16 protein-coding genes, 1 pseudogene and 1 CRISPR repeat array (1 of these 18 running past the window's edge) are annotated in these 24,774 nt (G+C 35.9%); of the genes and pseudogenes, 5 read left to right on the top strand and 12 right to left on the bottom strand.

Annotation, left to right across the window (positions count from 1 at the left end; genetic code table 11):
* Positions 1–287 precede the first annotated feature (287 nt).
* From AC23MB_RS09315 to dnaE, 4 genes are all read right to left on the bottom strand, one after another.
* On the bottom strand, positions 288–1,865 hold the full coding sequence (locus tag AC23MB_RS09315) for a T9SS type A sorting domain-containing protein (protein WP_313031167.1): 1,578 nt from the start codon (positions 1,863–1,865) through the stop codon (positions 288–290).
* Positions 1,866–2,060: 195 nt separating this feature from the next.
* Positions 2,061–3,659 (bottom strand): choice-of-anchor J domain-containing protein, encoded by a 1,599-nt coding sequence (locus tag AC23MB_RS09310; protein ID WP_487787080.1) that lies wholly within the window; start codon positions 3,657–3,659, stop codon positions 2,061–2,063.
* Between the two features lie 607 nt (positions 3,660–4,266).
* Complete coding sequence (locus AC23MB_RS09305) at positions 4,267–6,174, bottom strand: choice-of-anchor J domain-containing protein (protein ID WP_487787079.1); 1,908 nt, start codon at positions 6,172–6,174, stop codon at positions 4,267–4,269.
* 589 nt (positions 6,175–6,763) lie between these two features.
* On the bottom strand, positions 6,764–11,413 hold the full coding sequence (dnaE, locus tag AC23MB_RS09300) for a DNA polymerase III subunit alpha (RefSeq protein ID WP_487787078.1): 4,650 nt from the start codon (positions 11,411–11,413) through the stop codon (positions 6,764–6,766).
* Between the two features lie 162 nt (positions 11,414–11,575).
* Between dnaE and AC23MB_RS09295 the strand changes: the two genes are divergently transcribed.
* A complete protein-coding gene (locus AC23MB_RS09295; RefSeq protein WP_487787077.1) occupies positions 11,576–12,322 on the top strand; it encodes a hypothetical protein in 747 nt (248 codons plus the stop codon).
* On the opposite strand, the gene AC23MB_RS09290 is transcribed toward AC23MB_RS09295, so the two are convergent.
* The 4 genes from AC23MB_RS09290 to AC23MB_RS09275 all read right to left on the bottom strand — a co-directional run bounded on the left by AC23MB_RS09290 (position 12,319) and on the right by AC23MB_RS09275 (position 15,621).
* Entirely contained in the window at positions 12,319–13,347 is a 1,029-nt protein-coding gene (locus AC23MB_RS09290) for a L,D-transpeptidase (protein WP_312324438.1), read from the bottom strand. The genes AC23MB_RS09295 and AC23MB_RS09290 overlap by 4 nt on opposite strands.
* Before the next feature lie 66 nt (positions 13,348–13,413).
* Positions 13,414–14,367: a YpdA family putative bacillithiol disulfide reductase gene (locus tag AC23MB_RS09285; RefSeq protein ID WP_487787076.1), complete on the bottom strand. Its 954-nt coding sequence runs from the start codon at positions 14,365–14,367 to the stop codon at positions 13,414–13,416.
* A gap of 23 nt (positions 14,368–14,390) precedes the next feature.
* Positions 14,391–14,705 (bottom strand): chaperone modulator CbpM, encoded by a 315-nt coding sequence (locus AC23MB_RS09280; protein ID WP_487787075.1) that lies wholly within the window; start codon positions 14,703–14,705, stop codon positions 14,391–14,393.
* 1 nt (position 14,706) lies between these two features.
* Positions 14,707–15,621: a DnaJ C-terminal domain-containing protein gene (locus AC23MB_RS09275; protein WP_487787074.1), complete on the bottom strand. Its 915-nt coding sequence runs from the start codon at positions 15,619–15,621 to the stop codon at positions 14,707–14,709.
* A 142-nt stretch (positions 15,622–15,763) separates the two neighbouring features.
* On the opposite strand from AC23MB_RS09275, the gene AC23MB_RS09270 reads away from it, so the two are divergent.
* On the top strand, positions 15,764–17,008 hold the full coding sequence (locus tag AC23MB_RS09270; protein WP_374330847.1) for a dicarboxylate/amino acid:cation symporter: 1,245 nt from the start codon (positions 15,764–15,766) through the stop codon (positions 17,006–17,008).
* A gap of 52 nt (positions 17,009–17,060) precedes the next feature.
* On the opposite strand, the pseudogene AC23MB_RS09265 reads toward AC23MB_RS09270, so the two are convergent.
* A pseudogene (locus tag AC23MB_RS09265) lies at positions 17,061–17,432 on the bottom strand (GNAT family N-acetyltransferase); the annotation flags it as partial.
* Positions 17,433–17,697: 265 nt separating this feature from the next.
* On the opposite strand from AC23MB_RS09265, the gene AC23MB_RS09260 reads away from it, so the two are divergent.
* Both AC23MB_RS09260 and AC23MB_RS09255 read left to right on the top strand, forming a co-directional pair.
* Positions 17,698–19,245, top strand: coding sequence for a M28 family peptidase (locus tag AC23MB_RS09260; protein ID WP_487787073.1), 1,548 nt, complete (start codon positions 17,698–17,700; stop codon positions 19,243–19,245).
* Positions 19,246–19,330: 85 nt separating this feature from the next.
* A complete protein-coding gene (locus AC23MB_RS09255; protein ID WP_313031193.1) occupies positions 19,331–19,723 on the top strand; it encodes a barstar family protein in 393 nt (130 codons plus the stop codon).
* Between the two features lies 1 nt (position 19,724).
* On the opposite strand, the gene AC23MB_RS09250 is transcribed toward AC23MB_RS09255, so the two are convergent.
* Together AC23MB_RS09250 and AC23MB_RS09245 are read right to left on the bottom strand one after the other, a co-directional pair.
* A complete protein-coding gene (locus AC23MB_RS09250) occupies positions 19,725–20,165 on the bottom strand; it encodes a GNAT family N-acetyltransferase (protein WP_487787072.1) in 441 nt (146 codons plus the stop codon).
* Between the two features lie 27 nt (positions 20,166–20,192).
* A complete protein-coding gene (locus AC23MB_RS09245; protein WP_487787071.1) occupies positions 20,193–20,600 on the bottom strand; it encodes a hypothetical protein in 408 nt (135 codons plus the stop codon).
* A 143-nt stretch (positions 20,601–20,743) separates the two neighbouring features.
* On the opposite strand from AC23MB_RS09245, the gene AC23MB_RS09240 reads away from it, so the two are divergent.
* Positions 20,744–21,439, top strand: coding sequence for a DUF1826 domain-containing protein (locus AC23MB_RS09240; RefSeq protein WP_487787070.1), 696 nt, complete (start codon positions 20,744–20,746; stop codon positions 21,437–21,439).
* Between the two features lie 364 nt (positions 21,440–21,803).
* Here the strand turns inward: AC23MB_RS09240 and AC23MB_RS09235 are convergent, their stop codons facing one another.
* Positions 21,804–23,048: a chloride channel protein gene (locus AC23MB_RS09235; protein WP_487787069.1), complete on the bottom strand. Its 1,245-nt coding sequence runs from the start codon at positions 23,046–23,048 to the stop codon at positions 21,804–21,806.
* A gap of 145 nt (positions 23,049–23,193) precedes the next feature.
* A CRISPR array of direct repeats spans positions 23,194–24,774; the repeat unit is 47 nt; unit sequence GTTGTGAATTGCTTTCAAACTTTAGTATCTTTGGGATACAACACAAC; it runs 2,393 nt beyond the window's last position.

The following is a 24,774-nucleotide window of genomic DNA, read 5'->3' as shown; positions in this document are numbered from 1 at the left end:
CAACAGAATGAAATATTTTATAGTTTTACAATACAAAATGAGGGTATAATTCTGTCCAACGTTTGGGGAGACTTACAATTAAGCAAATTATTTAAACAAATCTTTAACTTAATAGCATGTATCACAAATCAAATTACTTAAAATAACTATAAAGCATTAATTCTGTTAGTCATATTAGAGTTAGTTTTAGAAACCAAAATAATTCAAAAATTAAAATCATAATATAATTCAACAAAAAAATCCGACTTCGAAAGAAGTCGGATTGTAGTATTTAAGAACCAATTAAATTAGTCTTTAATTACCTTATTAGAAGTTGTTGTACCGTCATTCATTTTGATAGTTACAACATAAACACCTTTTTTAAGATCTCCTAACTGTAATTCTTCTGCTGCAGCTAATGTTTTAACAGTTCTACCTGAAAGATCTGTAACAGTAACAGAATTTACATTCTTAACATCAGAAATTTTCAATACATCTTTGAATGGATTAGGATAAACAGATACTTTAGACTTGTTAACATCATTAACAGCTAATTCCCCGAAAGCAATCATATAATCCTCAGCTTGTCCATTACCCATCTCACTACAAGCACTAACTAATGCTGGATGCATAGAAGTAGAAGATCCAGACATAAAGTTATACTTTACTCTCATTGTTTTATAACCTGCTGAAGTTCCTGGAGGTACTGTAATATTACCTGTTAAAATCATTGGATTATCTGCAACGTTAAACTTATGTACTTTCGTAGCTATTGTATTGAAGTAAGACTCACCTGCATCAGTGAAGTCACCATCGTTATTCCAGTCAATAAACACAGTTGTAGCCCAGCCATTACCAGGATTACCATTTGTTGCTCCTTGTACTGTAATTGGTAATGAAGTTGTACCAGCAGGAACTGGAATAATCGTACTTCTAAAGTCTTCATAAGGCGTTACCGCTCCAGCAGTTGGTGATGAAGTTTTCGTAACCCCAGCAAATGTAACGGAAGAAATCGGGAATACATTAGTAGGCTGATTAGTTGTAAGTGGTCCACATACATTAACTCCAGAGTTTGTAGTAAATGTAATCTCTTGACATCCTGTAGCCTCTCCAATAGGATTAACAGGTACTACTTTCGCATAATAAGTTTTGTTTGCTAACAATGATACGTTAACCGTATTACCAGCAGCCGATACATTTTGATTATAAACATCCACTCCTCCAGGCGTAGTACCAACTGTAACCTTATAAGAAGCAGTGTTGGCTGTCGGTGTCCATTTTAATGTATTTGTTCCAGAAGGAATTACTGCTCCAGATGTAGGAGAAACAAAAGTAGTACAGCTTGGAACTGTTGTCGCAACCTCTTGTACAATTTTAATATCATCCACAAAAAAATTACCAGCACCTGATGTTCTTTGTACCCATACTCCCACTGCATTAATACCATCTGGTGCTAAAACACCTGATGGAATAGTAGCAGTAACAGTTGTACATGATGTCATAGCATCTGTTGCTAAGGCAATAGGATCACCAATATACGAGATATTCCATAAACCACTATCAACATCTTGAACAAAATATGCTAAACGAGCTGTACCAACTAGGCCTGCAGACTTTTTATAGCTAAAGCTTAAAGTGCCGCCCATTCCATTACTTATTTGGCCAGTCTCATCCAACTGTACCATCCATCCAGTACTAGTTCGAGCAGCAGACAATGCCAACTGACCTCCAAAATCGCCATTACAAGCTGCAGCAGCCGTAACAGTACCATCACCGAATTGGCCATAATAACCATCAGCTGCATCTTCGAACGTTCCTGTGAAGTTGTATTGAGCATTTGCGCCAATACCTAATGCCAAAAGGCAAGGAAATAGAATTTTTTTCATATTAATATAATATTTATCAGTTCAACAAAACTATATATTTAATTTCAATCAAGCAAACAATATTTTATTTTATTCTTAAATAATAGGCATATATATAATTATATTTAATAAAAAAGTATTTGATACACACCCTTATAAAACAATAAAAAGCCGACTTCTTTCGAAATCGGCTCATAATATTTAAGTCTTACAAAATTATTCTTTAATAACTTTAGTTGCTTTCACTTCACCATTAGAATACTTAATGTTAACAATATAAACACCTTTATTCAAATGTGATAAGTTAAGCTCTGTTGCTGGCTTAAGCTCTGCAACCGTTCTTCCTGAGATATCGGAAACGATTACAGAAGTCGCATCTTTAACATCAGAAATTTTCAACACATCTTTGAATGGATTAGGATACACTGAAACATTTAACTTGTTGATATCATTAACTGCCATTGTAGGAGACTTGTAGTTGATAGTATAATCTTCAACTTGACCATTTGACATATCAGCACAAGCAGTAGTTAAAGGACTATTTATAGTTATTCCAGAAAAATTATACTTGACTCTCATTCTCTTAGTACCCAACGAAGTACCACTTGGAATCGCAATATTTCCTGTCAACGTAACTATTCCATTAGCATCAGGTGTGGTCGATCTTATCATGGTAGACGTTGTATTAAAGTAAGATTCTCCAGCATCTCCAAAATCACCATCATTGTTCCAATCTATAAACACAGACATCGCCCAACCATTTGTAGTACCTCCATTTGTCATACCACGAACTGTTATTGGCAATGCTGTAACAGTATTTTCCACAGGAATAATAACACTGGTAAAATCTTCATTCACCGCAAAAGATCCAATGTTAGTTGCTGATGCATCAGAAGCATTATTTACAGTACTTAGAGCAACAGATTTAATAGGTGCTATTGCAGTTGGTGAATTAGAAAAAAATGGTCCACAATAAGGAGCATAAGGATTTGCCCCAGTTGTAAACATAGTCTCTGTACAACCTGTCGCAGACCCAACATCATTTAGAGGCACAATTTTAAGATAATAAGGCGTATTAGCATTTAATGGTGGATTGTTCCCTAACGAAGCGCCAGAGTTAGCCGTAACACCGTTCAATATGTCATATGATCCACTAGATGTACCTAAATATACCTTATAACCAGACGCACCAGCGGCATCAGGCCATGTAAAAGTAGGTCGCACAGAATATCCTGTTGCACCATCTGCTGGTGTTGTTGCTGTAACACAATTTGGAACGGTAGTTGGTGCAGTATCATTAACAATCGTATCGAACATCAAGTACCATTGATTAGTATCCGTAGCTCTAAACCCAACATATATCGTCTGTCCAACGTAAGGTGTTAAGTCCAAAGTCACTTTTGTCCATGCACTAGTCGCCTTGGATGTCGCTTTCAAAGTTGTGGTAAATGCTGCTGCTGTTGCGGTAGTATTAGACAGCATTACGCTGTAATCTTCTGTAAAAGCAGACGAAAAACTTGCAACATAATAACTAATCCTATCATTAACACCTGCCTGTACCGTAATAGCTGGTGTAACCAAATAATCATCGTGCGCAGTAGAACCATATGTTATTCGTGCAACATTGCTTCCAGATTGTGCAGCAGTAACATTTCCACCTGCAGGAACTGCTCCTATAACAAAACCATTAGCATCACCACCATTAATAACAGTCCATCCTGAAGGTAAAGTAGCGCTATTATCAAAATTCTGAATCCATTGTGCATTTGCCCCAAGTCCTAAAACAAGTAAGCTAGAAAGTAAAATTTTTTTCATAATTATTTAATTTAAATTGTCATTTCAAAAATATTACTTTACACAACAAAAACAATATTTAACTAATAAAAAAACATATTAAATATTAAAAAATTCAACACAAACCAATGATACTCGCATTTTAACACTTATTAAAAAAAAATTAAATAATATAAAATCTACAACAAAAATATATAACAGATAAATAATTCTTAAAAAATACAATATTATACAAAAAATATCTCACTCATTTTCAGAACTTAATATCCAAAAACACCTTTAAGAAGATTTCGTGATTCAAAAAAAACACCATCCAACCCGAATTTACCCTTCTATGATCTATTTTTTCAACAAATACACACAACAAAGCAATTATAAAATGTGATACAAGACATTACAAATCGACAACACATTTTCCCCAAAAATAAAGCCAATACATGTAACAATTAAGAGACGGTCAAACCCACATCAAAGACTTTAAAAATGAAGAAAATCCTAACAAATACACCGCCAATACGATCAAAATAAAGAAAACAAATCTCGATTCTAAAACCTAGAAGACAAATATCATCAACAAAAAAAGCCGACTTCCAAGGAAGTCAGCTCATAACATTTAAGTCTTATAAAATTATTCTTTAATAACTTTAGTAGATTTTACTTCACCATGAGAATACTTAACGTTTACAATATAAACACCTTTATTCAAATGTGATAAGTTAAGCTCTGCAGCTGGCTTAAGCTCTGCAACCATTCTTCCTGAAAGATCAGAAACAATTACAGATACTGCATCTTTAACATCAGAAATCTTTAAAACATCTTTGAAAGGATTAGGATATACTGACAGATTAGCTTTGTTAATGTCGTTAACAGCCAAAGTACCTGGCTGTACAACTTTAATAGTATAATCTTCCGCTTGTCCATAAGTCACACCTGTATTACCACAAGCATTTGACATGTTAGCTAAAGCCGAAGCTGATGGCGCCGAAGCAGAACCATATACCGCCTTTATTCTCATACGCGTATTACCTAAAGCAGCGTTAGCAGGCACAACAAAATTTGTCGTGACAATCTTAGATGCATCTATTCCGTTACTACCTGGATTAGCAAAGTAAGGAGCTGCTGTAAAATATTTTTCTCCAGCATCATCAAAATCTCCATCTTGATTCCAATCTACAAATACAGTATAATAATGCTTAAGACCCGTAGAATTTGAGTTTACACTAATAGTAGATGTAGCACCTTGTTCTACTAAGAATACTTTCGATACAAAATTCTCATGTCCTTGTGCTGTTGTTGCAGCTGTTGAGCTGTTTTCTGTATTATATTTAAAGTTCACATATGTAATAGGCTCCACTGTGTAACCTCCAACAGCACCACAATATGGATTAAGAGATGCCATAGTTTTAAATGATCTCACTTCACAATTAGCAGCAGAACCATCAGTATTCTTTGGTACAATCTTCCAATAATAAGTTGTGTCAGCAGTAGTGCCAGTAATATTAATACTTGTTGCAGTTGCCGTAGCAGTACCTAAAAGTTGTAAACTACTTGCACTAGCTCCTAAATATACATCATAACCAGTTACGGTACCAGCTGGCTTAGTCCACTTAATCGGTGTCGTGCCGTAAATGATATCTGTAGCTTCATTAATTGGACTAACCAAAGGTGCACAATCTAGCATTACTGGTGCTTTCGTGGTAAACGAAAACTCTGTACAAGCTGTAGCCTCTCCAATTGCATTCTTAGAAACAACTCTCCAATAATAAGTCGTTAATGGCGTTAAACCAGTAAGAGCTACCGAGGTTGACGTAACATTCTTATATAAAGTAGTCGGATTAGGCGTAGTACCCATATAAACATCATAACTATCAGCAGAAGCACCAACTCCAGCCGTCCAAGATAATGTAGGATTAACTGCAACACCAGTACTAGCATTAGCAGGCGCTGTAAGTGTCGGACAATTAGGTGCCACAGTATCAGGTGATTTAACAACAACATCATCAATCAAGATAAAATCCATGTCTGTTGAATTATGGTGTCTAAACGCAACATAAACAACCTGACCAGCTAAACTACTAAGATCCAATGTTCGAGTATATTGAGTTCCTAGATTGGCAGGATCATCATAGGTCTCAGAAAACGTAACTGGTGATGCACTTAATGCGGCAATCGTTTTATCGGTCGCAGCATATACTGAGTAATGCTCTTTATCCCAACTTTCTGCAGCTGCTCTAACAGTCCACTTTAAGGTTACTGTACCTGTTACATTAGTTAAGTCAATCGCCGGTGTAACAGCCCAGTTATCTGGTGTTAAAGGATTTGTTTGCCAAGATCTAGAAATTAACCCATAAGGTGTCGCAGGATTACCAGAACTATCATTAATCACAAATGTATCACCCCAATTTTTGCCGTCGCCGTCAGCATCATAACGCGTCCAGTCAGTAATATTTGAGTTGTTAAAATCGGCAGAGAAGTACGTTTGCGCGTTCGCTCCCAGTCCTAGCGCTAGAAAACTCGAAAGTAAAATTTTCTTCATAAAATATAAATTAAGTTATCGCCCCTAAAATATCATTTTAATAACAAAAACCAAATATTTATTAATTGAAAAACCTCCACACAACACAAAAAACAATCTTACAACAACTTAAAATAAAGATATTAACAATTTTATAAAAATAAAGCAATAATATTAAATCTATATAATTAAAACATTATTAGTGAAAATATCTCAAAAACAGGACATACAAAGTGAAACAATCTGCTGATTTTATGGCTTAATTTTTAAATTTTACCAAAAATTCAAGGCAAAAGCTATACTTTTAAAAATTTCGAAAGTTTTTATTCAGAATTTGGATAAAAAACACCCATCCTAAAATTTGGATTAGTAATTGACTTTCTGCGCGGAATCTCGCGTGAGGGATCGACGTGGAAATCCTTTGGCTTGGAGTGAGGCGGCGGAGCGTAGCGGAGCCGTCCGAGCGACAAGCTCAAAGATTGCAACAAAGAGCCCGACCCGAGGATTTTGAGAAAAGAAAAAGCCTCATAGGTTTCTAAGAACCTATGAGGCTTTAGTCAAGGCAAAATACGAGGGGCACGCCCAAATATTTTTAACCGAGATTTATGCTTTAGTTTAGGAAAACTTCGTAATTGTTGACATCGTGGATAATGCTGAGCAATTCGTCGTTAATCTTGATGCGATGCTGCATAGACACCAATTCTATAACGCTATTATCTTCGGGATTTTTGACACAGAAGCTTAACTTTTGGTCACCATAATCGTGTCCCAAAAACGAATTTTTGAAAAAGTCTATATCAGTCTGACGAAGACTGTCGAGACTCACAACCACAGACATACTTTTTGCAAACTTGTCGAAAGCTTCCTTCAATTCGATAACATCATTAACATTGACGAAAACTCGACCGTCTTTAACTTGCGCAAATTTTATCTTTAAAATGACAAAACGTTGAACTTCTAACTTCTCTTTTAACTTCATATAATCGCGGTCGCCCAAACGGAAAGAATACGATCCGGTGTAATCTTCCAACGTGACAAACGCAACCTTCTCACCACTTCTAAAACCTTCCTGCACACGATATTCGGTGATTAATCCAGCAACTGAATATTCTTTACCAGTATCTTTATCACGGTTGCGCCAATCTTTTTTGTCTTGTTCTGGCTTTGCTAGTTTTGGAAAAACATTGTCTTTAAAATAATCCAACTCATCCAGATTAAAGAAGTTAAAACTTCCTTTTGGTTCGGCATTTTTAGTTGAAGCTTCAACCAATTCGGATTCGCCATCGTGATCTTCAACATCGATTTCAAAATCGATTTCTTCAACCTCATCTTTGTCATCTTCTGCAGCCAACAAAGCTGGATTCTCTTGCGGAACATCGTCATTTTGACTTTCCAACACTGCTTTTTTCGACAACACACCTTTGATAAACTGAAACTGATATTTGAATTCGTCCAAAGGATGCGCCGACAGATAGAATCCAATACTTTCTTTTTCCTTATTCAGCGTGTGCATATTTGGCCACTCCGCACAAGGAAGAAGCTTTGGTTGTTCTATTTTAACCTCATCTGCAAAATCCGCAAATAAGGAATTTTCCATTTCGTTTTGACTTTCTTGGAAGCTTTGTCCATAACGCAATAACTTTTCAAGATTTGTTTTTCCTGCTTGGTCAATATCAAAATATTGTCCACGATGATAATTGTCAACACCATCAAAAGCACCTGCAATTACCAAACTTTCTGCCACTCTTTTGTTAATTTGTGACGCTGGTACACGCTCGAAAAAGTCATATATATTTTTGAATTTTCCTTCTTGTCGCGTTGCACAAATAGCTTCACTTGGCCCTTCTCCAATTCCTTTAATAGCACCTAGACCAAAACGAATTTGCCCCTTTTCGTTTACCGCAAATTTGTATTGCGATTCGTTAACATCTGGTCCCAAAACATCAACACCCATCGCCTTACAATCTTCCATGAACATCGTGATTTGCTCGGTATTGTTAATGTTATTACTCATTACACTCGCCATATATTCAGCGGGATAATTAGCTTTAAGATAAGCCGTTTGATAAGCGATAAAGGCATAACAAGTTGAGTGCGATTTGTTAAAAGCATACTCAGCAAAGGCTTTCCAGTCATTCCATATTTTCTCCAAACGTCCTTCATCAAGATTATTCTTGCGTCCACCTTCGATAAATTTTGGATACATCTTATTAAGAACATCGATTTGTTTTTTACCCATCGCCTTTCTCAAAGTATCAGCTTCACCTTTAGTAAAATTCGCCAACTTCTGTGACAGCAACATTACCTGTTCTTGGTAAACAGTAATTCCGTAGGTTTCCTTTAAGTATTCTTCGGTTTCGGGTAAATCATAAACAATCTCCTCAATACCGTGTTTACGGTTTATAAAGTTTGGGATGTATTTAATAGGACCTGGACGATACAAGGCGTTCATTGCGATAAGATCGGCAAAAACTGTAGGTTTCAGCTCGCGCATATATTTTTGCATCCCTGGACTTTCGTATTGGAAAATCCCAATCGTTCGACCTTCCTTAAATAGTTGATAAGTTTTGGCATCATCCAACGGAATCAAATCTGGATCGATATCGATATCATAACGTTGTTTCACCAACTTAAGGGCATCTTTAATAATCGTCAAGGTTCGAAGTCCTAAGAAGTCCATCTTCAAAAGTCCTGCACTTTCCGCAACGGAGTTGTCAAACTGAGATACCAAAATATCAGCGTCTTTCGCGGCAATGGTCACTGGCACAAGGTTACTAACATCTTCTGGCGTAATAATTACCCCACAAGCGTGAATTCCCGTGTTACGAACGCAACCTTCCATCTTTTTGGCACTCGCTAAAACTTGGTAACGATCATCATTAGGATCATCCAAAACCATTTTCATCTCGTCCACCAAAAGTTGTTCTTCTGGTTTCAGTTTATCATATTTTGAAAGGGCTTTTGCAATGTTCATCCCTGGTATTGACGGAATTAATTTTGCAATATTATTGGTATCTGGAATTGGTAAATCCAAAACTCTTCCAGCATCTTTAATCGCAGACTTCCCTCCCAAAATGGAATACGTGATAATCTGTGCAACCTGCGTTTTACCATATTTTTCAACAACCCATTTGATAATTTTATCTCGACCTTCATCATCAAAGTCAATATCAATATCGGGCATCGAAACCCTTTCTGGATTTAGGAAACGCTCAAAAAGCAAATCATATTTAATCGGGTCAACATTGGTGATTCCAATACAATAAGCTACTGCTGAACCTGCTGCTGAACCACGACCAGGACCAACCCAAACGCCCATATTTCGAGCTTCGTTACAGAAATCTTGTACAATCAAAAAGTAACCTGGATAACCCGTATTTGCAATAACATCCAATTCAAAATCGAGACGTTCTTTAATCTCGTCGGTAATGCCTGTTTCGACATAACGTTTTTTAGCCCCTTCATAAGTTAAATGCGTCAAATACGCCATCTCACCACGTTTGCCGCCATCTACATCATCTTCAGCATGGATAAACTGCTCAGGAATATCAAACTTCGGAAGCAAAACATCACGCTTCAATCGATAAGGTTTGAACTTAGCTAAAAACTCTTCATAAGCTTCAAAAGCATCAGGATAGGCCATAAATGCCTTCTTAACATCATCGCTATTTTTGATGTAATATTCTTGTGTACTAAGACCTTTTCTTTTTCCAAAACCCTTACCAACAGGCGTTGACAACTTTTCGCCATCTTTGATACACATCAAAATATCTTGAATATTTGCATCTTCTTTGTTAGTGTAATAGGTTTCGTTTTGAGCTAAAATTTTAACCTCATATTTTTCTGCTAATTGTAAAAGGACTTCGTTAAGATGCTCTTCTTCTGGCAATTCGTGGTTCTGGAGCTGAACATAAAAATCATCTCCAAATTCTTCTTTCCACCATTTGAAAAGCTCCTCCCCTTTCTGCTCACCGATGTTAAGAATCGCATCAGGAATATCACCATTAATGCCCGAAGTTAATGCGATAACACCTTCTTTGTATTGCGAAATCAACTCGCGGCTAATTCTAGGAACACCAAAATAAAAACCTTTAATAAAACCAATACTCGATAGTTTTGCTAAATTTTTATAACCTTCAAAATCCTTTGCTAGAAGCACAACTTGTGTTCTTTTATCAGGATCATCTTTAGTAAATTGTTTTTGCTCGTAACGGTCAGAGATAAAAAACTCACAACCCAAAACTGGTATCAACGGTTCTTTCGGAGGCTCAGCTTCATTAAATTCCTCACCTTTTTCTTCCGCCTCTTGTTTCTTTTCAAGATAAGATTTATAAGCTTTTTCGCGAGCGCTGTTAACATCTTCCATTGCCGAAACAAATTTGAAAGCGCCCATCATGTTCCCGATATCTACCATCCCAACGGCCGGAAAATCGTTATCCACCGCTTTTTTAATCAAATCATTAATACTTGACGACGCTTGCAATATCGAGTAAACACTGTGGTTATTAAAATGGAAATACTTGCCAAGGTCGATCTCGTCAAGACTTCCAAAATCTTTTTTCTTGTTTTTATTATTAAATCCAGCAACCTGACGACGGATAACAATGTCGAAAGGTGCAATTGGATTAGGATGTAATTCTTGATAAAGTCGAAGTTGGTCTTCAGAAATTTTAAGTAAATCCGCAGGAATAATGCCGATTCTCATCATTTCGAAAAAGACTTGCGCCGTCGCATTAACGTCCGCCGCCGCATTATGCGCTTCATCGAAACTTGTACCGTATAATTTCTCATACAGTTCACCAAGTTTTGGTGATTTGTAACGACCATTTCGTCCACCGCCTAACTTACAAAAATCGGTTCCCAAATGCATTGTATCAGCCTTTGGAAGCGCCTGCAATTTGTCCTCGATTTCTTTACGATAAAACTCCGCGCCAACAATATTGTAATCGAACTCCACATTATGTCCAGCACCCACTTTCGACCTTTCTAAAACCGCTTTGAATTCTTCTAAAACTTCCTTCAAATCCCGACCTTCTTCTTGCGCCATTTTGGTAGAAATCCCGTGAATTCTTGTTGCATTAAACGGAATATCATAACCTTCTGGCTTTATAATATAGTCTTGATTTTCAATAAGATTACCTTCTTCATCATGCAACTGCCAAGCAATCTGCACCATACGCGGCCAGTTGTCCGAGTCTGATAAAGGGGCATTAAAGTTCTTTGGTAAACCAGTGGTTTCGGTATCGAAAACTAAGTACATTAATTTGAAATTTTTGCGCTAATTGAGTGTAAAGTTAAGACATAATTCGTCAGAAAAAAAGTAGCAAAAATTTGATTTTATAAAAAAAATATAAAAGTGTTAATGTCGGTTAAATATCACTTAAGTTTTAGTTTTAAATTTAATTTTAACAAAAAATATTGCGTGAAAAAAATTCTACTTTTTTGTTTATTACTAAGTTTTATAATTCACAAAGCACAAAACATTTTCGGAACTATTAAGCTCAATAATTATCCAGTTGCTGGTGCTTTAATCATTAATCTGTCGGACGAGCGACGCACAACATCGACTGCAGTTGGTTTTTACAGTATAAATGCTAAAATTGGTGATAAAATAAGAATTGTTCGCGAAGGTTATGAGAATATAAATTTCTCTGTGCAGGAGCTTAATTCATCTTATGATTTTAATCTAATCCCAGTACCAAAAGAAATTGAAGAAGTCGTGGTTACCGCTACGCCAACTGGTGATTTAACCAAAGACAGCGAAGCTTTTGGACGTAGTTTAAAAGATAGACGTGTGAATGACGGTATCCGAAAAACTGTGAAACTTAGATCCGAATTCTATGTTGAAAGCCTAAGAAAACCTGGCGATTTTGTACAACCAGTTGGTCCTGGATTTAGTATGGGAAGTATTAATAATAAATGGACTAAAGTCGAAAGCATTGAATGGCTCCATAATGAACTAACCGACGAATACTTTGCAGAATTCGGTCTCGAAAGTCAAGACGTTAATCGTTTTATCTCATTTTCATTAATGACTATGGACAAAAAAACTTATGCTGAAATCCTAAAATATGGTTATATAAGTCCTTTTAACATGGGACAAATAAAGCAAATTTTCGAAAAAACAATTTTAACTTTTAAGAAAAATCCAACACAAAAAAAGCCTTAGACCCCGCCAATACTCAGAGAATCTTGTCTCTTCTTTTCAGCTTTTTCTATTAAAACCTGAGCCGCAACCTTATCGCGATTATCTTGTTCTTTAAGAATTTTGTCAAGTTCTGGCTGGATAACTTTAGTAATATCATCTACCGACATATCGTTAGCCTTTGGGTCGTCCATCAAGTTATACCAAGGCTTTCTACCGCCCCATTTGTAATCGCCGTAGACATAGACTGGCGTCCCATTAGCACGAACTGTCGCACCTCCTTTGTTGAGAATCCATGTATCCGCAAAGCTGTACATCCACTTGGCATCTTCCTCTAACATCCTAAGACAAGAGTGCGACGCTGGATAACCTGGCATTTCGTATTGATGCCAACCAATACCTTTGAAGTTGCTGATATTAAAATTCCATCTTAGTTTCCACTCATCGCTAACTGTTGAAATCGAAACTTCCTTTTTCCAATTAGCAAAATGTAAACCTCTATCCGTTTGAGAGGCTTTTTTCCCCATCGATGTTGGTCCCCATTTAACAAGGTTTCCGTATTCGTAAACACCAAAAGCTTGGATAGGATATGAGAAAAACACGAACTTTTTAACATCCTGTAAAACAGGAACATTTCCTGGAAAAGGCGAATATTTTAGAAAATCTTTTTCAATAACACTAGGCACAACTAAGGTATCGGGACGCGTCATATTTTTACGATCCAGTCTATTAATTGCCAAAATCGTATAAAGTTCGTCCGCCGAATATTTCTTTTTAAACTCTTTAACCAAAGAATCGTTTTTCTTCATGGCTAAAGCTGTATAATGAAAATCTTTGTTCGGAATAACAGTTTTAGGAATTTCTTTTTTAACCTCAACTGGCTTTCCATCGATAACAGTATCGACTTTTACGACCTGTTTGTTAGGATCGGTTGTAGTTGCTGTGTGTTTATTCGAATAATTATCTGTCGGGACTTGGTCTTTTTTACATTGGATCAATACAAAAATTGGTACTAAAAGCCATAATTTTCCATTAAAACTGAATTTCATAACGTATTTTTTAACGCTTTTTTAACTTTCAAAAACTAGACCAAATTTTCTAAAAACTACTTTGTATTAAGGATTTGTAATATGTTCTAGAATTTTTCTAGCATGAATTCTCGAATTCTCTATAAACCACAAATGTGTATTGCGACCACCACAAACAACCCCCGCTAAATAAAGACCTTTTACATTGGTTTCCATCGTTTCGGGATTATGAAGTGGAATTTCGGCGTCGCCTTCTAAAATAATTCCTGTATTTTTTAAAAATTGAAAATCTGGCAGATAGCCTGTTAATGCCAAAACAAAATCATTTTCGATTTGATGGATTTCATTTTTAGTTTTAAACAAAACATCAGAAGTTGTGATTTCTGTAATTTCAGCATTAAAATAAGCTTTGATACTACCTTCGGCAATTCTGTTTTCGATGTCAGGTTTCACCCAATATTTAACACGATTTCCTATTTCGGAACCGCGGATAATCATTGTAACATCGCCACCTTTTCTATAAATTTCTAAAGCCGCATCCACCGACGAATTGCTCGCGCCGACCACGACAACTTTTTGTTGCGCATAGGGATAAGGCTCGGTGTAATAATGATGGACTTTCGGGAGATTTTCGCCTTTAACATTCATCAAATTCGGAATATCATAAAATCCGGTAGCTATAATCACTTGTTTGGCCATATAACCCGCTTTCGAAGTGGTCACCGAAAATTCATTTTTATTTTTCTGAATCATCAAAACTTCCTCATACAAGCGAATATTGACTTGCCGTTGGCGCGTGATGCCTTGATAATATTCCAAAGCATCTTGACGACCCGGTTTGGGAGCGGTCGTTATAAACGGAATTTCGTCAATCTCCAAACGTTCTGCCGTGGAGAAAAACCGCATGTACAAAGGATAATTGTAAAGACTATTTGCAATCGTTCCTTTTTCTAAAATAACATAAGAAAGTTGGTGTTTTTCCGCTTCTATCGCACACGCAATACCAATCGGACCTCCACCAACTATGATTAAATCAAACATTTTTAGACTTTAGTTTAAAAAATTTAAAGAATCTCGTCACTTTCTTCCCAATCGAAACGTTTCACTTGGAGACGTTGCATTAGGTTTCTGTTTTGTGTTTGTAAATGTCGAACTTTTCGCAGCATATCATTGATAATTTCTATGCCTTGCAAGTTGACTTCCAAGTCGTAATGCCAATTCATAAATTTTTCAAAATCCGACAACTCGTCATGGATAATGTATCGAACGCTGTTCTCGGTCTGCGGATGCAACAACTCAGAGTCGATAAGCGCATTCACAAAACTTAAATCAACTTTATATATTCTAATGATTTCTTCTATGGATATTCTTTCGTTCATCTTAGCTGTTTTTTAATTGTTCTACCAATTCTTTTTGTTTGTCATTAAGCTCTTTCGGGAATTCCACTTTATAAGTCACAAATAAATCGCCGAATCGTCCTTCTTTTTTGTAAACAGGAAATCCTTTTCCTTTCAAACGAACTCTCGTATTGGGTTGTGTCACAGATTTCACCTTAAGTTTAACCTGACTATTAAGTGTTGGGATCATAACTTCTCCTCCCAAAAGTGCTGTATACAAATCGATAGTAACTTCTGTTTCGAGATCGTCGCCATTTCTTTTGAAAATAGCATCTTCTGCAATATTAAAGGTGATAAACAAATCACCATTTGGACCTCCATTCATTCCGGCATTTCCGTGACCTTTAAGCTTGATTTGTTGGCCATCGTAAACCCCAGCAGGAATTGTTATTCTTACTTTTCTGCCATTAATTTCAAAAATTTGTTGATGCGTTTCAGAAGCTTGTTTTAAAGTCAAACTAAGTTCTGCCGAGACATCTTGTCCCTTGAACTTACCAGAAGAACTTCCTCGACTGCTGCGACCAAATCCGCCAGCAGAACCGCCAAACATCGACTGAAAGAAATCTGAAAAATCTTCACCTTCCCCAAAATCAGCGCCCGAGAATCCCCCACCGCCGCCGTAATTTTGAGAATATGATCTTTGTTGCTGTTGAGCTTTCTCGTACTCTTCGCCATGCTTCCAATTTTCTCCATATTTATCGTATTTAGCACGATTTTCCGTGTTGGATAAGACTTCGTTGGCTTCATTCAATTCTTTGAATTTCTTTTCCGCTTCCTTGTCGTTAGGATTAAGGTCTGGATGGAGTTTTCGAGCGAGTTTTCGGTAAGCTTTTTTAATATCATCTTGGCTAGCATTTTTGTCGACACCAAGTATTTTATAGTAATCTATATAGGCCATATTGTTCTATAATTTTCTTAGATTTTAATAGCTATTGACGTGCAATAATTGTTCCTTACAAATCTTTTTCGATTATAAATTTAGTTAACATAGCTCAATTTTCAAAAACATATTTAACTTTACTTTTACAAAAAATTTGACTATGCCATTTTTTCAATCCACTTTTTGGAATAGCTATTCTAACATTATCCTTTTGTTAATCGGCATTAGCGTCGGTAGTTGTATTGGTATTTTCTTTCCGCAGACGATACATTTTCTAAAGCCTGTTGGCGATATTTTTCTCAACTTATTATTTGTGACGGTTATACCGTTGGTGTTTTTTGCCATTGTGACTGCCGTATCATCCATCGAACAAGAAAGTAAACTTGGGAAAATCTTATTCGCCATGATGTTTACTTTTTTAACATTTGTGCTAATTGCAGCGGTTTTTAGCTTGGTTGCAGTTTATCTTTTCCCGACCGAAAGACCAACCGGAACTACGGCTACAAAAGCGGTTGAAAATATTACAAACACCGAATCTTGGGGCGACAGAATTGTCCGCTTCTTCACCGTTGGCGAGTTTTATATGTTGTTATCACGTCAAAATATGTTGGCACTTTTAATATTTTCATTTTTATTAGGAATATCGATTCGAAAAAGTGATCCAAGCAAGGTTAAAACTTTTAAAAGCTTTGTTGAAGGTGGCAACGACATCATGAAAAACCTTCTACTTCTGGTTATGAAAGCCGCACCAATCGGACTTGGCGCTTATATTGCTTACCAAGTTGGGACTTTAGGTCCACAATTGGTTGGCTTTTACGCTAAACCTTTGGCTGTCTATTACGGTGCTGGCATCGTATATTTCTTTGTATTTTTTAGTCTTTTTGCTTTTATTGGTCGCGGTCCGCAAGGCGTTAAACTTTTTTGGAAAAACAACATTCTCCCAAGTTTTATTGCAATAAGTACTTGTAGCAGTCTTGCAACGATGCCTGTTAATTTAGAAGCAGCAAGAAAAATCGGAATACCAGCTTCGGTGGCGAACGTAGTAATCCCGATTGGGACAACGATTCATAAAAATGGTTCGTCTATCTCCTCGATTGTGAAAATATATGTTGCGTTTTTACTTTTAGGTTGGGACTTTTTTACGTTTAATAATATTATCATTGCGCTCGGCATCACAGTTTTCGTAAGTGTTGTTGCAGGTGGAATCCCCAATGGCGGTTATATTGGCGAAATGTTAATGATTTCGGCTTATCAATTACCACAAGAAGCCATCCCAGCGGTCATGATTATTGGGACTTTGGTAGATCCGCTGGCGACAGTTCTTAACTCCACTGGCGACACAGTTGCAGCAATGGTAACTGCTAGACTTATTGGCGAAAAGTATAATCTACCTCCCGAAGAATAGCGTTTATTTTTAAATTTAAATAAAAAAAATCCTTAAGATTAAAGTAAGCTGGTTAAGATTTTAATTCAAAAATTAAGTTGTCCTCGTTATTATCGTCTTTTCTGGCTTCGTGCAATCCAAAATTAAATCCCCATAGCAAAGCCATAGATGGCTTGTTTTTAAAACTTGTGAAAGCTTCAATTTGATTTATTTTTAAAACATTAAAAACATAATCCATCTCCGTTTTCATTGCTTCGGACATCAAACCTTTGCCATGCAATTCGTGTCTAAGATCATAGCCAACTTCTGCCGTTTTTCGATCTTCAGAAAACTGCCAAAGACAAATAGAACCCAACAATTCGCCAACGTCTTCATAAGGCAAAGCCCAAGTTATCGATTGATCATTTTGGAATTGTTCAAAGTTCATATTAATAAAGTCAACAGCTTGTGAAACATCGCTATAAGGCGCTCTTTAGATATATTGCATCACTTCATGGCTCGAACGCTGCAAAAAAACAATGGGCGCGTCGTCTAAAGTGTAGGGCGACATTATTAATCAATCAGTTTTTAAAACAGGAAAAATTTTCATATCCAAGAAAAATATTCGTTAAAAATACAAATTCATTTAAAATAAAAAGCAATCGTTACAAACTTTGTAAGCTCACTTTATATCCTTAACTTGAAAGCTTAAATGTATAAAAGAAAAGTGTATGAAACTTAACATGAAAATGACACTTGCGGCTCTGCTTCTTTCTTCACAAGTTGTAGTAGCACAGCAAAGTAATGCAACGGAAAAACTTGATCCAATTGTCCAAAGTATCGTTAACGAAACCAACAACAATTCGCAATTAGAAAACCTTGCTTTTGAGTTACTTGACGTTATTGGACCACGATTGGTCGGTACGCCAGAAATGGAACAAGCTAATGATTGGACGATCGACAAATTCAAATCTTGGGGCATCGATGCTAAAAAACAACAATTCGGAGAATGGGCATCTTGGCAACGTGGCATCACGCAAGTGGAAATGACTTCTCCTCGTGTAAAAAGCCTAGAATCTATGCAACTGGCTTGGTCACCCGCAACTAAAAAAGCCATAGAGGCAGAAGTAGTCGTTCTTCCAAACGTTAATAATCCTGCCGAATTCACCAATTGGTTAAAAAGCATTAAAGGAAAAATCGTACTGATGTCGCAATACCAACGTACAGGTCGACCAGATTATCAGGTTAAAGAATTTGCACTTCCCGAAAATTACGAAGCTTATAAAAAACAAAAAGAAGAAGATACTGAAGCTTTCAAAACGTTAGTAAAAAATACAGGTTATGATAACACAACGCTTCCCGAAGCTTTAGAAAAGGCTGGCGCAGCTGGTATTGCTATTTCTAACTGGACTGGCATTATGGGTGCTAACAGAATTTTTGGAGCTAAAACCAAAAACATCCCGATGATCGACATCGCTTTAGAAGATTATGGCATGCTTTACAGATTGGCTAAAAATGGGAAAGCCCCAAAAGTGAAAATCAACACACAATCTAAATCTCTAGGGACAGCGAAATCATTTAACACCATTGCAACAATTCCTGGAAAAGAAAAACCAAATGAGTATGTGATTCTTTCGGCACATCTAGATTCTTGGGACGGCGCACAAGGTGCAACAGATAACGGAACAGGGACTATTACAATGATGGAAGCTGCTCGTATCCTCAAAAAATACTATCCAAACAATAAAAGAACAATCATTATTGGACTTTGGGGAAGTGAAGAACAAGGTCTTAATGGTTCGCGCAGTTTCGTATATGACAATCCCGAAATCATCAAAAATACACAAGCTGCTTTCAACCAAGATAACGGAACTGGTCGTGTTGTAAGCATCCAAGGTCAAGGTTTTGTAGATTCTTACGATTACTTGACAAGATGGATGGCAGCACTTCCGAAAAAGGTTTCAAAAAATATTGAAACGTCCTTCCCTGGAATGCCTGGCGGTGGTGGATCCGATCATGCTTCTTTTGTAGCTGCAGGAATACCGGGTATTTCTTTAAGTTCAAACAGCTGGGGTTATGGTGGTTACACTTGGCACACCAACAGAGATACTTATGACAAAATTATGTTTGACGAAGTTAGAAACAATGTTATCGCAGCAGCTGTAATGGCGTACATGGCTTCGGAAGATCCCGAATTGGTAAGTCGTAAAAAACGTGTTCTTCCTGATGGACAAAATTGGCCAGAGGTGAAAGAACCAAAACGTAAAGGAACTAACTAAACAATACGCAATGCAAATCTTCGGGTTTGCATTGTTTGTTTCTAAATATTTTTAAAATTAAATTAGCTTAATAAAACCCCAAAAAGTGAAAAAGGAAATCCTAATTGACGGATCAAAAATTGTGGACAAAACCAGCTTGTATACAGAATTAAACAACAAACTAATGCCAAACGAAAACTGGAAACTAGGAGAAAGTCTTGATGCTTTGAATGACCTATTATATGGTGGTTTTGGAGAAATAAATGGCAATGAGCCCATTCGGTTAATTTGGAAAGATTTCCTTAGAATGAAAGAACTTTTCGGACATGACTTTACATTAAATTTTTATCACGAAAAACTAAAATACCCTAATAGTTACAATAAAAATCTTATTAAAAATTCAATTAAAGAGTTAAATGCAGGAACAGGAAAAACTTACTTTGAAATTATTTTAGAAATCATCGCAGACCATCCTAATATTGAATTGGTTGAAGAGTAAATTAAACTTTTAGAAATTCAAAATGTACGAGTGGATAAGGTTTTCCCATACCATCAAGTTGACTACGTCCAACTTTCTTATATCCCACTTTCTCATAAAAACCTATGGCTTGAGGATTTTGCTCGTTAACATCTACTTTCAAAATTATCAAAATATAGACAACATAAGTCACAGCTTGCTTGCCTAGGCCTTTTCCACGCACTTTATCATGAACAAAAAGCATTTCTAAATTATCATCAGAAACACTAAAAAAAGCATCGATTTGTCTATTTTGCTCCAAAACAAAAACTTGTAAATGTGGTAAAAACTCCGATGGAATTAATTGTTTAAACAACTCAAAATCTTGCTTTTTCAAAAAATCATGTGTTGCCAAAACCGCACTTTCCCAAATTTCCATAATTCGTGGATAGTCATGCAGAGTTGCTCGTTTTATATTATACATTTTTTATTGGTATAACTTGCTATTTTACTAACTTCCTTGCAATAAAAAATAAAACGGAACGCCAGAAAAATCGGGATGATCCTCCTTCCATAATTCTAAACCTTCAAAAAAAATATGATCATCATTAACAAGACTTTCACAAACTTCGTTATGAATTTTGAAAAGCAACTCGCCTGTCGTAAAATTAGACGCATTATTCGCTTCCACAAGAAAATCAGGCTCGATATCATCATCTTCCTCCTCATCCCAATAAGAATATTGAACCACAATTTTAGGACAATTAAGCATAATTTCCGACAAATCTATATTCTCTTTTTCTTTTGAAATCAATTCGTTATAATTGACCAATTCGTTCTCAAAATCCTGTTGAGATGAAAATTTATCTTGATTAAAATTCCAAAAAAGATTTTTTAAAAGTTGTTGCGGTGGATTCATTTTTTTAATTTCTAATTTGGCTTAAATATAAAAATTATTTCATAAAACTGTCCGTGAAGGATGTTGTTTTCAATTAACTTTAAAAAGGAAATATGATTTCTAAAAAGCTTAATTTTGCAACTTAAAATAGTCGTTAAATAATAATGAAATCAAAGTTTGATCATCTTAATCAAATAAAAACTGTATCGTCTTTTCCAGAGTTGGTGGACACAAAATTTTCTGGTAAAAATAATGCACTTTGTTGGCAAAGACCTATGGATGGTGATTTTGAGGAAATTGTCGATCTATTGGAATTAAAAGAAAATATAACAGTGGTTTCGGAAGCTGATTTATTAAACTTAAACCTATCAAAGCAAGGTCTTCTTGCTCGAGAAATTATCTTAAACGACATTAAATTATTAAAAGAATTCGGCGCTTCGCCGACGCTCAACCTTCTGAAATGTTATGAGCGAGATGATGAATTTGTTTACATCTCAACCGACGTTTATTCGTTTCATGTAGACCGCTCTCCTATTGCAACAGACACGTTTTTGTGTACTTATTTTGGAGCCTCTAGCGATATTGTTGCTAATGAAGAGGTCACTCAAAAAATCCAAATTCCTGAAGTTAGAGAAAAGTTAAAAGCGCTGCACGATCCTCGAGACGGTAATTTTGAAAGCTTTCTGGAAGATAATTTTTTTGATCTTCATTATCAACCCAACGCGGATGCAAAACCCATCAATCTAGAAAATGGATACCTTTGGCGATTAGCCGTTGACCATCCCAAGCAGCAAGTCCTGCCCTGTGTTCATCGTGCTCCAGAAGAAAATGGACAATTACGCCTTTTATTAATTTGTTGATTTTTTAAAATTAAATATTGAGAGTTTTAACCGCACCTGTAAACAAAAATTTTTCACGTGCGGCTTTATCATATTTTTTCTTCAAAAATAATGTTTTTAAAATATATTAATCTTACCCGTTGTGCATTTTGAAACATTTTAATATTTGATTCGTCAATTCGAGTGTTTTTTCGTAACAGAGTGGAGAAAAAATGTATCGAGAATAGATTTATCTTCAAAATTACAAACTTCTCGATACGATTTTTTTAAAAAAATCTACTCGAAGTGACGAAAACACCTCAAAATGCACAACGGGTATTAATCTTATTTAAAACAAAAACTGTATGCAAACTTTCTAGGCTAGTATATTGATTTTTTCAAAAAATTATTTCATTTGATAAGTATACACATTATACGGAAGTAGCTTCCCAGCAAAATACCTTGAAATAAAACTCGCCATTAAAAGTGGAAAAAAAAGAACATAGGCATTCGGTGCTAAATTACAAACCAAAAAAAAAGCTGTTAATGGAGCGTAAATAGAGGCTGATAAAGTTGCCACAGCGCCAACCAACATAAAGTTATGGTAGATTAAAGAAGTTCCTAAATAATTATTGCAAACATAAGCAAACAAAAAGCCCAAAAAGCCACCTACCACAATACTTGGAGCGAAAACACCACCATCTCCTCCTGCTCCCAAAGTTAGTGCGGATGCTAAAGGTTTTAGAACCACCAATGACAATAAAAACAACATCGAATATCGTGTAGGATGCTGCAACAATGGTGCTAAGGCGTGGTAACTATCGCCATACAAAAACGGAAACTCCAATATCATCAAGCCTACAGTAATTGCACCAAGGTTAACACGGAAAAAATTGTTATTAATACCCGAAAAAAAGTTTTTTAGTCGTGTCACCAACAAGGTGAAGTAGACCGACAAAGTACCACCTAACAAACTTAATACAATAAAAAATGGAAAGGACGACCATTTCCAATCTGTAATTCGATAGTCAAGAAAAATATCTGGCTTCATTACTAATAAAAATCCCCACGCCACCATCGCCGACATCGTGCAACTCACAAAAATACTTTTGTTAAGCTTTTTTGCAATGACTTCAACCGCAAATAACCAACCGACAATAGGACTTCCAAAAAGAATTGAAACGCCCGCCACAACGCCTGCACAAACCAATTCCACTTTATAAAGATTTGGTGAAAATCGATTTTGATAAATATCGTTCCCGATTGTTGCGCTCGCCACCACAGTAGAAACTTCGATACCCGTGGAACCACCAAAAATTACAGTCAAAAAACCATTAATAAAATGCGATGGAATTTTAAACAAAGGTAAATGATCTTTTCTTTGATCGACAGTTTTGTAGATTTCGGTGATACCTTTATTTTTTCTATTTTTAAAAAAGTACTTTCTTAAAAAGTAAATACCCGTTATCCCAATCGTTGGAAAAATGACAAACAGAAAATTCTTTTCAAGCGCTTTTTCGTATAAAAAGTCTTGACAAAATATGGTAATCGTTTTTAATAACAAAGCCAGTATTGACGCTAATCCACCAACAAACGCACTTGCGATTATTAATCTAATATAGAAATGTCGTTTTACTTTTTGTCTATTCATTATTCATTTTCCTACAACAAATTTAGTTGATTGCCAGTACTTTTCATAATTTTTATTTTAAAAAATGAAAACACCAAAATCTGTACACGATATTTTTTTTAAGATACAACACAACTTAATTCTTAGAAAAGCCACGCAGAACAGAGTTGTGAATTGCTTTCAAACTTTACTATCTTTGGGATACAACACAACATTAATGTAGTAGGGTCAATACTAAAACCAGTTGTGAATTGCTTTCAAACTTTAGTATCTTTGGGATACAACACAACCCAACCGTAGCGCCAGCGAATGCATCAATCGTTGTGAATTGCTTTCAAACTTTAGTATCTTTGGGATACAACACAACACTAACATCCAATATATTTTCGGCAGTTACGTTGTGAATTGCTTTCAAACTTTAGTATCTTTGGGATACAACACAACTTTGGAGAGTAATAAACGGGGGAAATACCTGTTGTGAATTGCTTTCAAACTTTAGTATCTTTGGGATACAACACAACTAACAATGCTGCATTAATCCATTCGACTCAGTTGTGAATTGCTTTCAAACTTTAGTATCTTTGGGATACAACACAACAAAAAGCATTTTTGGGACGCATAATATCTAGTTGTGAATTGCTTTCAAACTTTAGTATCTTTGGGATACAACACAACTACAACGGCGTAGATGTAGATAATTTGTATGTTGTGAATTGCTTTCAAACTTTAGTATCTTTGGGATACAACACAACCCACCCTAAAGATGAGCTTTATCTTTCGGTGTTGTGAATTGCTTTCAAACTTTAGTATCTTTGGGATACAACACAACATTGCAAATCCAAACTTACAACTAGCTTTCGTTGTGAATTGCTTTCAAACTTTAGTATCTTTGGGATACAACACAACGAAGTGATTGAATTTACTGATGAAAAAGTGGTTGTGAATTGCTTTCAAACTTTAGTATCTTTGGGATACAACACAACAATGCTTGAGGATATTTTCTCCTATCTACCGTTGTGAATTGCTTTCAAACTTTAGTATCTTTGGGATACAACACAACGAACGACAAAAAGAAGAAGTAAAGGTAATTGTTGTGAATTGCTTTCAAACTTTAGTATCTTTGGGATACAACACAACAGTGAACACCAACGCCAACAGAAGTTTGTTGTTGTGAATTGCTTTCAAACTTTAGTATCTTTGGGATACAACACAACGATTCGCATTGATTTTAGATTAGGATTCCGGTTGTGAATTGCTTTCAAACTTTAGTATCTTTGGGATACAACACAACCCTTCAGCAAAACTGGTGCTGATGATTTCTGTTGTGAATTGCTTTCAAACTTTAGTATCTTTGGGATACAACACAACGTCACCGCTGCCAGCCAGGCTGATTGCGCCGTTGTGAATTGCTTTCAAACTTTAGTATCTTTGGGATACAACACAACTTATCCTTTTCGCCCCTTTCCTTTTCGTATGTTGTGAATTGCTTTCAAACTTTAGTATCTTTGGGATACAACACAACTGGTCAAATGTATCTTTGCTAATTTTATAAGTTGTGAATTGCTTTCAAACTTTAGTATCTTTGGGATACAACACAACAAATAGCACTTCTAATTATCGGATTCTTTGGTTGTGAATTGCTTTCAAACTTTAGTATCTTTGGGATACAACACAACAAGATGGAGTTTATTCCAGTTTTTGTTGATGTTGTGAATTGCTTTCAAACTTTAGTATCTTTGGGATACAA

The sequence above is a fragment of the Soonwooa sp. T0.1_25 genome, from assembly GCF_057652215.1.
The sequence above is the reverse complement of the archived record's forward strand: the minus strand, read 5'-3'. Positions and strand labels throughout refer to the sequence as shown.